Raw genomic sequence first — 13031 nt, 5'->3', positions numbered from 1 at the left:
GTTACTGTTCACACGATGTGCGACCAGCAACGCATCTCGCCATTTTAAATCGCCTTTGGCGATGGGGCGAGATGCATTCAAGCCAAAACATGCATCCTCCGTGTCAATCAACGAAGTGATTGTCACGGGAGTGAACAGTAACCTATTACGAACAGTCGGCTGTTCTCATGCGAGAGCCGACTGTTTTTATAAAGGAGTTTTTATTATGAACTATATTGGAATTGACATCGGTTCAACTTGTGCGAAAACCGCTGTTTTGAACGAAAAGAAAGAAATTATCCGGGAATTCGTTCAGCCAACCGGATGGAGCAGCATAGATACAGCCGAGGAAATCCTTCAGAAACTTAAATTTGCCGGAATCAACCTTTCTGATGACTCTTCCTGCTGTGTAGCAACCGGTTACGGACGCATCTCTGTTCCTTATGCAGATAAGGCTGTTACAGAGATCACCTGCCATGCACTTGGCGCTGTACATTTATTTCACCAGCCAGACCTGACCGTAATCGACATCGGTGGCCAGGATACGAAGATCATTCAGATTGAACAGGGCTTCGTAAAGGATTTTATCATGAACGATAAATGCGCCGCCGGAACCGGACGTTTTCTTGAAGTGATGGCCAACACCCTCTCCCTTCGCCCGAATGAAATGTTTGAGCTGGCACGCCTGGATTCTGACACAACGATCAGCTCCATGTGTACTGTATTCGCAGAATCCGAAGTTATCGGACTGATCGGCAAAGGTGAACCGAAAGAAAATATTGCTTATGCAGTAGTAGATTCCACCATTCGTAAGGTTACCGCCCAGCTCAGCCGGATGAATGGTGAGATGTCCACATTTTGCCTGACCGGCGGTCTATGTGAATGTGAATATATCCGCGAAGCTTTATCAAAAAAACTTGGAAAAGAAGTGATCTCCAGCCCGGATGCCCGCTACGCCGGTGCGATCGGTGCCGCACTCAGTGCGATGAAGATACGCTAACAAAAAATGCCCCGGAACAGACTTTAAAACCAATCTGTCCCGGGGCAACTTATATTCTTTCACTTATATTCTTTTATCTTGGGCTTTTCTCTTCGTCTATTATCTGATTCTGAAGATTGGGCTGATCTTCTTGTAGATTAAAAATACAATCAGTGAAACAACAATTCCCTTCACAAGGTTGAACGGTGCTACCGCAAACATAACAAATGTAGAAAGGCTTGTGATATGTGAGTTAACTGCTGTTCCCATACCAACCAGTGCGTCAATCGGCATTCCGAATGCAGCTGCATAAGTTGGAAGCAATACAAATGCGTTGACGAAGCATCCAATCACGATCATCAGAACTGTTCCTGTTACCATTCCGATCAATGCACTCTTTCTTGTTCTGTTTCTTCTGTAAATGAGGCCTGCAGGTACACAGAATGAACATCCGATAATAAAGTTTGCAATCTCTCCAACACCTGCTGTTTGTGTTCCTGTTAAAACAAGATTCAGTAAGATTTTAACAAGTTCTACAAGAACTCCTGCCATTGGTCCCATTGCAAAGCATCCTACCAAAACCGGAACCTCACTTAAATCAATCTTATAAAATGTCGGTGCAAACGGAAGCGGAATATCAAACATCATCAAAACTACTGCGATTGCTGAAAGCATTCCGATCTGAACTAATGCCTTTACCCCCAGCTTCGGCTGAATCTTCGCATCTGCGTTTGTTAGTGTCTTTGTCTCTGTACTCATAGTGTTACTCTCCTTTTTCTATCCACTGTCTTTATCCTAAACAGCACTTTTTCTTTTTGAAAAAGGTAATCTTCACAAGAAAAAACCCGGAAGGTTTATTACCTTCCGGGATTCATGTTTTCTGCTCTTAATGGCATTCTCGCAAGATTCTCAGGCAATCAGATATCCTATTCGAATATCTCTCTTTCTGTTCCTGCGGGCATGAACTTCTTCTCTCATCCAGACTTTACTGTCGGTACCGGAATTCCCATTCTGTAATGCCATCACAGACGAGTCACCAGTTCAGCCGCATCATATGCGGGTCGCGGACTATACCGCCGGTTGGGACTTGCACCCTACCCCGAAGATTAAATTCCTTTTACTCTTATTACTATAGCGCGCTCTTAATAAAAATGCAACCCCTTTTATTGATATTTAATATCATTTTTGTGTTGAAATCGATATCACCCACAGCACTTTCGACTAATATGTTAATATTCCTTTTATCCTACTAGGTTTATAGAGTTCTTAATAAAATTTTTCAATAATGTTCATTTTAGGTTCAAAAGTTCATCACACTTTTTTCACAAAATACCTCTATACTATAATTGTTCTTAAAAAGAACACTTTTTCATAAACTTTTTCCCCCTTGAGTCACAGAGATGTGGCTCATTTCCTTTTATTTAAAAAAAATCCTGTCATCTCGACAAGATTTTCTCATACATTCTTTACAGAACACGTTTTCTCCATTTTTCCCATAGGGTTCCCTGTACATACTGATAAGCTTTATCATAAACCAATATCGCTATCTGTCCAACCATTACAGCTGCCAAAAGCAACTGATCTGACACCGCTTTCTGAAACAGCATCGACCGGAATCCAAAAAGACACGGGAGATAAACCAAGTTAAAGATCACATATTTTGCAAACCAATAAATTCCCATCCTATGTCCCATCTGTGGTCTTTTCGCAAGAAACATCCAGACCGCTTCAATTCCAAGAATATAGAATCCCATCGCAGCAAATGTAATCACATAAAACTTATTTGGCGTGACAAGAAGTCCTAATAACACTGCTGCCAGATAAAAGGCCGCCCCTGTACGAGGCCGAACTCGCGGATAACAATCCCTACAAAAAATGCCGCTGCTGCCAGCAAAAACAATGTATTCGTCTCGATCACGCTTCCAAGTGCCATGCATACGACAGTCACTGCAAGCAGAAGGCCGCCGAATGCTATTTGTTTTGCTTTTACATGCATGAGCAGAGATCGCCTCCCATACATTCACACAATGTGTCCGCAAGCCATAAGTCGCAGCACATATTTCCTGTACCACAGGAATTCTGTCCTCCCGGTGCATAGCCTCCACCATACGGACTATTCTGATATCTTCTGCTGTTAAAGTCGAGCTGATTCAACAGCTGACGAAACTGCATGTTATTTGGTTCCATATTTACTGCCTGTGCTGCGTGATCCCTCGCCAGAATCTGATTTCCGATTCCTGCATTCGCACAGCCACTCAGATAATACCACATTGCACTTCTCTGCTGAACCTGATCCAGTGTATTGATCGCCTCTCTGTAACGTCTGCTGTTAATATAATTCGCAGCTGCCTGCAGTTTAGGATCCATCGTTCCATAGCCATAAGAGCTGTTCTGATTTCCATAAGAATAACTTTCAGAAGAACCATATCCATAATTATTCCCATACGAATTTCCTCCGTTCGCACGTTCTCTCATGATAATATCATACGCTTCCTGTACTTCCTTAAACTTCTCTTCTGCAAGATCTGCTAACGGATTGTTCACATTTGCATCCGGGTGATATTTTCTTGTCAGATCCCGATACACTCTCTTTATTTCATCATCCGATGCGTTTGGTGATACCCCAAGCACATCATATGGATTTTTGTTCATCTTTGTTGTCCTCTCTTTTCTTCATCTGAATCTTATTATAATGATTCCAAACTCCATCATACAGTATATTTCTCAAAATGTCTACGTCAACCAGACATGGTAATTGTTCAAAACGAACCGTACTCTCCGCGATCATCATTCGAAGGATCTGTTCCATCTGCGCCTCATAGTCCGGCCGCTTTGCCAGTTCTTTCAATGGATTATAGCGATTCTTCTTTCTATCTTCCGGCAGATCCTCGTAAGCGTCCATCAGATAAATGAATTTTCCGAGATAGAACCCCATCTTTCTGAGCGTCTTCTCCCAGATATCCTCCTTCCAAACAAAAAGTTCCGCCATTAATCTGCCAAAACATCCTGCTGCCCGGTCAATATCCATGCTGTTCTCATGTTCACATTCTCCAAGTTCTTTCAATGATTTCCGGATGATCTCACTCTGCCGCGGATATTTCTCTATGGTTTTCTTCGCTTTTCCCTGAATCAGCTCTTCGTCATCAGACTTGACACTTTACGATCATCCTGCCAGTCATCTTCCATATGATAATAAGCCAGCAGTACATTCATCGCCGCCGCATAAGATGTTATCTCATTTTGCAACATATGCTGCCGTTTCGCTGGATGAACTTTACAGCGGTGTTCCTCATGTTTCGTAGTCGTCTCATATAAAGAAGATAACAGAATAACTGCAAATGTCATGTCATACGTCAATGTCATCTGCCCCATAAATCCATAATCTTCTTTCAATGTACGGCAAAGTCCACAATAATATGCCCTGTATTTCTTCAGATCTTTTACTTTTAATTCCGGTTCACAGACCGTTACATATCCAAACATGCAATCCCTTTCTCTTCTGGCAATTTTCCTAACTTTATCTATTCTACCTTATTCTTTCCACTTTGCCTATCACATGTCTGCAAAATTAATAAGATCTTCACAGATTTTTAATTGTTAACCTTTTTGTATTTTATGGTTGACAATCAGCTTTTCATGAATTATACTAACGAAGAACTCAATCGTTGTTCTATTTCAAACAGTAATGTTAAAGCTCGCTTGAAACAGCGATAAGTATTAAGATCTAAAGGAGTAAATTGAAATGTCACAGAATGAAACTTCCGGCACAGTTGCCGTAGACAACCAGAAAATAAAAACAAAACAGATGGTGCTCATTGCCTGATGACTGCAGTCACTTGCGTCCTCGGACCACTTTCCATCCCACTGCCATTCAGCCCTGTTCCGATCTCCCTTACAAACTTTGCAATCTTTCTTGCAATCTTTGTTCTCGGAATGAAAAACGGAACAATCAGCTTTATCATCTACCTCCTGCTCGGAGCAGTTGGTGTCCCGGTCTTCTCCTCTTTCCGCGGAGGTCTCCAGGTTCTCGCAGGACCAACCGGAGGATACCTGATTGGATTTATCTTCCTTGCACTGATCATGGGATTTGCACTTGATCACTTTGATCGTAAGCTCGTTCCTACAATCATCGGAATGATCATCGGAATGGCTGTATGTTATGCATTCGGAACTGTATGGCTTGCCAAACTGTTAAGCCTCTCCTTCAAAGAAGGACTTATGATGGGTGTTATCCCATACCTTGCAGGAGATGTAGCAAAAATCATCATCGCTGCAATCGTAGGTCCAAAACTTTACGGAGCAACACAGAAAATCAGATAATTGAATTTAAAAAACGCCCAAACAGATACTCTATTTGTTTCTGTTCTAGGTGTTTTTTACTTTTGTCCTCGACTTCAATATTTTCCTTGAATCCGTCACCTCGAAGCAAATACTTTCGGTTTGAATAATGTAAGTGAGGAAGTTTCTTTGTTGTTGAGGACACATATAAGGCAGGAGCGTTCCGAATACACTTTGCAGAATCTGTTAGGAAAAGTCAGACAGGAGCCCCGCATGGCGAGTGTTCTGGCTTTTCCGTTACAGATTGTCAAAGGGATGAGGTAGAGCGGGCCGGTGTCCGATGCAATAAAGAAACTTCCTCACGCATCTTAATCAAACCCAAGCTACTCAACCTTAAATTCCTCTCATCGTCAGCTGAATCCTCTTCTTCTTCAGATCCACACTCATCACCTTCACATCCACAATATCTCCAACGCTTACTGCTTCCAGCGGATGTTTGATATATCTGTCTGTGATCTGAGAAATGTGTACAAGTCCATCCTGGTGAACTCCAATGTCCACAAATACTCCAAAGTCAATTACATTTCTCACAGTACCTTTCAGCACCATACCTTCCTTCAGATCTTTCATTTCAAGGACATCTGTACGAAGGATTGGCTTTGGCATCTCATCACGCGGATCACGGGCCGGTTTCTCAAGCTCTTTGACGATATCACGAAGTGTGATCTCACCAATACCAAGCTCTTCTGCAAGCTTCTTATAATCACCAATCGTAAGGCCAAGTCCTGTCAACTGATGTGCTGTGATAGCCGCTGCTTCATATCCCTGTTTCTTCAGTAGCTTTTCTGCTGCCGCATAAGATTCCGGATGAACACCTGTCGAATCCAGCGGATTCTTTCCTTCTGAAATACGCATGAATCCTGCGCACTGCTCAAAAGCTTTCGGTCCGAGTTTCGGTACTTTTAACAGTTCTTTCCTGTCTGTAAAACGACCGTTTTCTTCTCTGTAAGCTACAATATTCTTCGCAATCGCACTGCTGATTCCTGAAATATAGGAAAGTAGCGGTGCAGAAGCAGTATTTAAGTCTACTCCGACTTTATTTACACAATCCTCTACAACTCCATTCAAGGATTCTCCAAGTTTCTTCTGGTTCATATCATGCTGATACTGACCGACACCGATGGATTTCGGGTCAATCTTTACAAGCTCTGCAAGCGGATCCTGCAGACGGCGTGCGATTGATGCCGCGCTTCTCTGTCCCACATCAAATTTTGGGAATTCTTCTGTTGCCAGCTTACTTGCGGAATATACTGATGCCCCCGCCTCATTGACGATCACATACTGTACCTTCTCCGGAATCTCTTTCAGAAGCTCTACGATAAACTGTTCTGATTCACGGGAAGCAGTACCATTTCCAAGAGAGATCAGAGAAACGTGATACTTCGGAATAATCTTCTTAAGCAGATCTTTACTTGCCTGGATCTTCTTCTCTGTTGTCGGTGCAGTCGGATAAATAACGGTTGTTCCGATTACCTTTCCTGTCTCATCAACAACTGCCAGCTTACATCCCGTACGGAAAGCTGGATCCCAGCCAAGCACAACCTTGCCTGCAATCGGCGGCTGCATCAGGAGCTGATGAAGGTTCTTTCCAAACACTTCGATTGCCCCGTCTTCTGCCTTCTCTGTCAGTTCGTTTCTGACCTCACGCTCAATAGCCGGTCCGATCAGACGGTTGTAACTGTCTGCAATTGTCTCTTTCAATACCGGTGTTGTATAAGGATTCTCTGTACGGATCACCTTTCTCTCAAGATATCTTAAAATATCTTCTTCCGGTGCTTCCACCTTCACTGTCAGGAATTTTTCTTTCTCTCCACGGTTCAATGCAAGGATTCTGTGTCCGGCAAGCTTCGCAACTGCTTCTTCAAACTCATAATACATCTCGTAAACAGACTCTGCCTCCGGATCCTTCGCCTGAGAAGTAACCTTTCCTTTTCTCATTGTCGTCTCTCGGATCCAGGTTCTGTAAGCTGCCTCATCTGAAATGCTTTCTGCAATAATATCACATGCTCCGCTGATTGCATCCTTTGCACTTTCCACACCTTTTTCTTCGGAAATATACGCTTCCGCTGCCTTCTCAAGCGGCTCTTTTGTCTTCTGCAATGTGATCAGTGCAGCCAATGGCTCAAGTCCCTTTTCCTTCGCGATTGTCGCACGGGTACGTCGTTTCGGACGATACGGACGATACAGGTCTTCTACTGCCACAAGTGTTTCCGCTGCCAGAATCTGTTTCTTTAATTCTTCTGTCAGTTTTCCCTGCTCTTCAATACTTGAGATTACCTGCTCTTTCTTTTCTTCCAGGTTTCTTAAATATACCAGACGTTCATACAGCTTTCTCAGCTGTTCATCATTCAGTTCTCCGGTTGCTTCTTTTCTATATCTTGAAATAAATGGAATCGTATTGCCTTCATCGATCAGCTGTACTGCCGCATCGATCTGCCAGCGTTTTACATCCAGTTCTTCTGTCAGTCTCTGATTAATATCCATTCTTTTTAATCCTTTCCACTTTCATAGGCATTCTGTACCTGTTCGGTCAGTTCTTTTCCGCCGTTCGCATACCATTCTACCACAAAAGTATCAAAGTAATCCACTGGTTTCTCCCCGCTGATAATCTGAAGAAACGCTTCCTTCTCCAGTTCCTGTAATTCCTGCGGGATTTCGGCATTTACGTTTTCCAAAGGCATTGTCTGTGCACTTCGTATTCCCGCTTTCTGCAGTTCCCCCACTGCCTCAATTCTTGATGCATAAGCTGCCCAGCCATTTGCCGTTGTCAACTGTCCATTCAAAAATGATTTACATGTATCATAATAAGATTTTTCTAGTCCACTCAATTCCGACGCATCAAGCGTTTTGTCCAACGCTGCCTGAATATGTTCTGTTGTCCGATAAAGTGCATCTTCATAATCCACATTAATATTCAACGGACGGGCTGTCGGATCTACATTAATGGAAAAATAGTCATTCAATTCTCTTGCTGAAGCATCATTTGCATATCTGGACTGGTCAAAAATCGCACTCACATACTTTGCTACAATTTCCGGATGTTCATATCCTTTGCGTACCACCACATACATCCACTGGTCATAGGATTCAAAAACTGATATCTTCTGTGTCTCATTCACTTGTTCTTTGTCTAAAAGATACGGTTTCCACTCTGCATTTGAATCGACACTATATGCCGCACTAAGCGGATTATTCGGAGCCCACCAACGTCCGTAGATTGCTCCGCAATGTCCGGTTTTTAACAGATTATCTATGTTTTCCGTCTTTCTCAACAAGAATCTCTGGTCGAGTATCCCATCCTCATATAGATTACGAAGCTTTGAAAGTGCTTCTTTTGTTTCCTGCGTTACTGACCCATAAACTACATCTCCACTTTCATCCAGAATCCAGTGACATGGCATTGCACCTGTATGTATAAACGCTGAATCCACTCCATAAGTTTGGTCCGCCCCGGCAATCACATCTGTACTACAGGCAAGACCAATCGTCTGACCGTCTCCTGCTGCATCTTGTTCTACAAATGCACGCACTATCTCCAACGCTTCTTCTACCGTTTCCGGTTCCTTCAATCCCAACTTCTCAATCCAGTCTTTCCTCAACCAGAGAAGTGGAGCTCCGTCATCGATCACCGTATTCGGAAATGCATACAACTTTCCATCAACTGTTGCAGATTGTAAGAGAGAATCTCCATAACTGTCATACATTTCTTTGATTGTATCTGTCGTACACTCTTCATAAGTTTCTGTGAGGTCTTCAATCATACCTGCTTCAATCAGGCGGAGCAGGTTATCTCTTCCTTTCACGACAAGCACATCCGGAATATCTCGATCTTCAATCGCTACATTGACTGCCTCTTCATACGTATTGCCATCCTGCAATTCAAAGACATCTGCATTTTGAATATTAAGCACTTTCTTCAGATATCTCGTATACGCATTGTTTTCGTACGTATTTCCCACCGGGAGATTCGAATTATTTGCTCCTGCAATCTTGCCAAGTGTATACGTGACTGTCTCAGGATATTTTCCAAGCGGCGTATGCATTGCTTCATACATCAGTTTTCTTTTCACTTCAGCTGCTTCGCCTGCACCAGACTCACTTTGAGATGCATCTGACTGTTCCATCTGTCTTTGACTTTCTTTTGATTCAAAACAAGTTCCGCACCAAAGTATCATCAATAAAATTAATACAAGCTGGGCTGAAAGAATTCGCTTTTTCCTATCGTTTTTCATAACACCTTTGCCTCCGTCTTCTTCGGAATCCGGATAAAGACACGCGTTCCTTTTCCAGGAGTGCTTTCTATCTTCATCTCACCTTTCTCTCCGTAAAGAACATGGATTCTGTCACAGACATTTCGCACGCCATAACCGGACGACTGATAGGTCAGGATCTGATCTGCCTTTTCCTGCGTCATTCCTGCTCCGTTGTCCCTGATTTCAAAGAAAATATGCTTATCTTCTTCACGAATCGTCAGCCACAATGTTGGATCCTCATTATCTGACACATCGATTCCGTGATCGATTGCATTTTCTGCCAGCGGCTGCAGGATCAGCTTCGGTATCATATAATCATTAAGACCATCCGAAATCTGTTCGACCACGCGGAACTCGTTATCATGCATAACCAACTGGATCTTGAGGTATGCACGAATATTATCAATTTCTTTTGCCACCGTAGTCATTGTTTCACCACGATTCAGGCTTGTTCTATAATAAGTAGACAGTGCCAATGTCACATGACTGATTTCATCCTCCCCCGCTTCAATTGCTTTCCAATTGATAATAGAAAGTGAATTGTAAAGGAAATGTGGATTGATCTGTGCCTGCAGCGCTCTCATCTCACTATTCTGAAGCTGGATCTTACTCTCATATACTTCTGAGATCAAATGGTTCATCTGATCCATCATGCGCTGGAATGACCGAATCAACACACCAACCTCATCCTTGGACTTACTCTGCACCGTAACCTTGCGAAGTCCCATATTAATCTGGTTCATATTCTCTGTCAATAATTCCAACTGTGACACCATACGGATGGAGAAAACATACCCTAAAAGACTCAAAAGGAGAACACTGATTATAATTAATGGAATATTTTTAAGCAGAAGCTTATGGATTGCATTTTCACTTACCGCCTTTGGACGATAGATATAGAAATTCCATCCGGTATCTTTCATTGTTCTCTGTGAAATATAATACTTATCACTGACATCCTTAAGATTCTCAATATTCTTTGGACGGTATTTTTTATCCATAGAACAATCTGCATAAACAACAGTTCCGTTTTCATCCATAATCATGCCACCAGTATTGTCTGTAATCTGACTCATGAATGGACCAAGAACTTTTTCATAATCCAGGCGCATCTCCAATACTGCTTTGATCGTATCATTATCGTAGAATTTTCGACTGGCAATGATTGATTTATTCCCCCCACGAGTAATGCTCCACTGCATCAGCGTTCCTTCATTCAGCCTAGAATACCACTGTTGATTCTCCGCTTCTGACATTGGAAGAAGTGTATCTCCATGTGGCACTTCTATATTGTCAGAATACAGCGTAATACTCCGAATCTCTTTGTGATAGATGGTCGGCATCTGAAGCAACGGATCTGCTACTTTCACATATTTCAAATATTTCTCATAATCTGATTCCATTTCCGTATCGAAAATATTCCTGAGACTTTGTGAATAGGATAAATAATCGACCAGATTTTCATAAATCTGTGACTGGTTCTCAATTGAGTTCACCGACTGCTCCAGTATTTTTTCCAGGTTATACTGTTCCTTTTCTCTCAGCTGATTCGTCATGCCATATTGCATAGAAAAAGCCAGGAATACAACCGGCACCAATCCTACAATCAACATCAAAACTGACAGTTTCTTACGGAATTTCAGATTTTCAAATCGATGGAGCAGCTTCCGTATTTGTTTTTTCATCCGCCTCTGTTCCTTTCCTGCATGCTTCCGGTGTGTCTCCGAAAAATTCCCTGAAACTTCTACAGAAGTATGAGTTATTGGAAAATCCTACTTCTTTTGCAATTCCGGAGATCTTCATATTCGTTGTCTCAAGAAGTTCTTTCGCTTTTTCCATCCGCACTTCACGGATAAAGCGGTTCAGTGTCACTCCCGTTTCTTCTTTGAACACAGCACTTAAATATCCGGGAGAAAGAAATACCATTGCTGAAAGCGTCTCTGCTCCAAGATTCCTCTCCTGGTAGTGATGATAAATGTAGCTTTTTACTTTCGTAATCTCTGAGCGGAATCCGTCTTCCTGTTCCTGTATACAGTGTTCATATTCCTGAAGTGCTTCGTCTACTATAGCAATCACATCCTTCAGGTTTTTGCAACGATATAACCGATCCACTCTCTTCGAAAGCATTTTCTCATCCATTCCATCCATCTGATCAAGCAATTCTTTTAAAATTCCGGAAAATACAAACTTTACATACATATCTGAAAACTGCTTATTGGCACGGTATTTATCTTCCAATTTCTGAAAATCCTGACGGAGATGGGGCAGATCTTTATATTGAATATCATTCGTGATCTGTTCCATGATTTCAGAATCTTCTGCCGGGTCTGCTTTCTTCTCTTCCTGCTTCTCTCCGTGAAAAAATAAATGCTGATGTGGCTGGTAGAACTGCTCTTCCAGCATTCCTTCCAGGGCTTTAAACTCCTCTGCCAGATTCTTTCTATCCTCAATTTCTTTACTGACCGCAAAATAACATTCACTGTCAAACTGATGCGCAAAGAACCGATACATTTTCTCTACAACCACATGATAGTCTGTATACTTCTCCGCGAACAGAAAGATGGACTCATTTGAATTCAGATTCACATAATAAAATTCTCTCTGCACCTCTTCCTTCAGACTTGTCAGAAAATGTTCCTCCTCCGTCTCGAAAAAACCATTGGATGCACTGACAAGAACCATGCGCGAAAACTGTGAAACATCGTCTTCTGTTTCATCCGTTAATTTCTCAAGTTGAACAAAATCCTCTTCTTTTCCCGAATATAGATATCTCAGGAAGAAGTATTTCTTCAGATAATCTTCTTTTCTGTTCTGCTGCTTTTGCTTCTCTTCCTTAGATGAGATATTTTCCATCACTCGTTGAAAGGTCTTATGAAATTCGTTCGGATCGACCGGCTTTAGGACATAATCCACGACACCATATCGCAGAGCCTCTCTCGCGTAGGAAAAATCATTATATCCGCTGAAAATCACGATTTCCATCTCCGGATGATCTTCTCTTACTGCTTTCGTCAGTTCCAGACCATTCATGTAAGGCATCTTCACATCTGAAAACAAAATATCTACATGATTAGATGCTAATACGCCAAGTGCATCCTTTCCATTCGCCGCTTCTAAAATCTGGAAGTCTCCTTCTCTTTTCAGCAGAAAACGGATTCCCCTTCTCTCCAGTTTTTCATCATCTACAATCAGTATTGTAATCATTCCCCCGCGCCTCCCACACGCTCATTTTACATTTTCACTATTTCTTTTATAACGTCCGAAAACAGCAGGGAATGATCACTCACTCTCTGCTGTCTTTTTTAAGTTTTTATAATTCTATTTTAATTCATCTCTCAGCCATTGTCTATACTAGCCTTTGTTACTGTTCACACGATGTGCGACCAGCAACGCATCTCGCCATTTTAAATCGCCTTTGGCGATGGGGCGAGATGCATTCAAGTCAAAACACGCATCCTCCGTGTCAATCAGCGGAGTGATTG

General features: G+C 42.2%; 12 protein-coding genes and 1 riboswitch. Of the genes, 2 read left to right on the top strand and 10 right to left on the bottom strand.

Annotated elements, in window-relative coordinates; all coding sequences use genetic code 11:
- Positions 1–205 precede the first annotated feature (205 nt).
- Positions 206–979 (top strand): acyl-CoA dehydratase activase, encoded by a 774-nt coding sequence (locus tag DXB52_RS13310; RefSeq protein ID WP_118107729.1) that lies wholly within the window; start codon positions 206–208, stop codon positions 977–979.
- Positions 980–1078: 99 nt separating this feature from the next.
- Here DXB52_RS13310 and DXB52_RS13305 read toward each other — a convergent pair whose 3' ends face one another.
- The 6 genes from DXB52_RS13305 to DXB52_RS17445 form a co-directional block, all read right to left on the bottom strand.
- Positions 1079–1717 carry an ECF transporter S component gene (locus DXB52_RS13305; protein ID WP_117541995.1) on the bottom strand — a complete coding sequence of 213 codons (639 nt, stop codon included), beginning with the start codon at positions 1715–1717 and terminating at the stop codon, positions 1079–1081.
- 203 nt (positions 1718–1920) lie between these two features.
- A riboswitch (FMN riboswitch) is annotated at positions 1921–2069 on the bottom strand.
- Positions 2070–2424: 355 nt separating this feature from the next.
- Complete coding sequence (locus DXB52_RS13300) at positions 2425–2769, bottom strand: hypothetical protein (RefSeq protein ID WP_472520215.1); 345 nt, start codon at positions 2767–2769, stop codon at positions 2425–2427.
- Complete coding sequence (locus DXB52_RS17455; RefSeq protein WP_472520213.1) at positions 2760–2954, bottom strand: hypothetical protein; 195 nt, start codon at positions 2952–2954, stop codon at positions 2760–2762. The genes DXB52_RS13300 and DXB52_RS17455 overlap by 10 nt, the downstream gene beginning before the upstream one ends.
- A complete protein-coding gene (locus tag DXB52_RS13295) occupies positions 2945–3610 on the bottom strand; it encodes a DnaJ domain-containing protein (protein ID WP_117569471.1) in 666 nt (221 codons plus the stop codon). Before DXB52_RS13295 ends, DXB52_RS17455 begins: the two co-directional genes overlap by 10 nt.
- On the bottom strand, positions 3591–4034 hold the full coding sequence (locus tag DXB52_RS17450) for a DUF5685 family protein (RefSeq protein WP_472520218.1): 444 nt from the start codon (positions 4032–4034) through the stop codon (positions 3591–3593). Before DXB52_RS17450 ends, DXB52_RS13295 begins: the two co-directional genes overlap by 20 nt.
- A gap of 53 nt (positions 4035–4087) precedes the next feature.
- Positions 4088–4441 (bottom strand): DUF5685 family protein, encoded by a 354-nt coding sequence (locus DXB52_RS17445; RefSeq protein ID WP_472520210.1) that lies wholly within the window; start codon positions 4439–4441, stop codon positions 4088–4090.
- 339 nt (positions 4442–4780) lie between these two features.
- On the opposite strand from DXB52_RS17445, the gene DXB52_RS13285 reads away from it, so the two are divergent.
- Positions 4781–5278, top strand: a complete 498-nt coding sequence (locus tag DXB52_RS13285) for a biotin transporter BioY (RefSeq protein ID WP_472520208.1) — start codon at positions 4781–4783, stop codon at positions 5276–5278.
- 351 nt (positions 5279–5629) lie between these two features.
- Here the strand turns inward: DXB52_RS13285 and DXB52_RS13280 are convergent, their stop codons facing one another.
- The 4 genes from DXB52_RS13280 to DXB52_RS13265 are packed head-to-tail and all read right to left on the bottom strand — an operon-like array spanning position 5630 to position 12753.
- Entirely contained in the window at positions 5630–7780 is a 2151-nt protein-coding gene (locus DXB52_RS13280) for a Tex family protein (RefSeq protein ID WP_118107727.1), read from the bottom strand.
- Positions 7781–7785: 5 nt separating this feature from the next.
- Positions 7786–9528, bottom strand: coding sequence for an extracellular solute-binding protein (locus DXB52_RS13275; protein ID WP_117909325.1), 1743 nt, complete (start codon positions 9526–9528; stop codon positions 7786–7788).
- A complete protein-coding gene (locus tag DXB52_RS13270) occupies positions 9525–11234 on the bottom strand; it encodes a cache domain-containing sensor histidine kinase (protein ID WP_117542002.1) in 1710 nt (569 codons plus the stop codon). The genes DXB52_RS13275 and DXB52_RS13270 overlap by 4 nt, the downstream gene beginning before the upstream one ends.
- Complete coding sequence (locus tag DXB52_RS13265) at positions 11197–12753, bottom strand: response regulator transcription factor (protein ID WP_118107725.1); 1557 nt, start codon at positions 12751–12753, stop codon at positions 11197–11199. The genes DXB52_RS13270 and DXB52_RS13265 overlap by 38 nt, the downstream gene beginning before the upstream one ends.
- Positions 12754–13031 lie beyond the last annotated feature (278 nt).

The organism is Ruminococcus sp. OM04-4AA, assembly GCF_003462585.1.
In the GTDB taxonomy this organism is placed as follows: Bacteria; Bacillota; Clostridia; order Lachnospirales; family Lachnospiraceae; genus Mediterraneibacter; species Mediterraneibacter faecis.
Note: the sequence above shows the minus strand (reverse complement) of the source record. Positions and strands in the feature narration are given on the sequence as shown.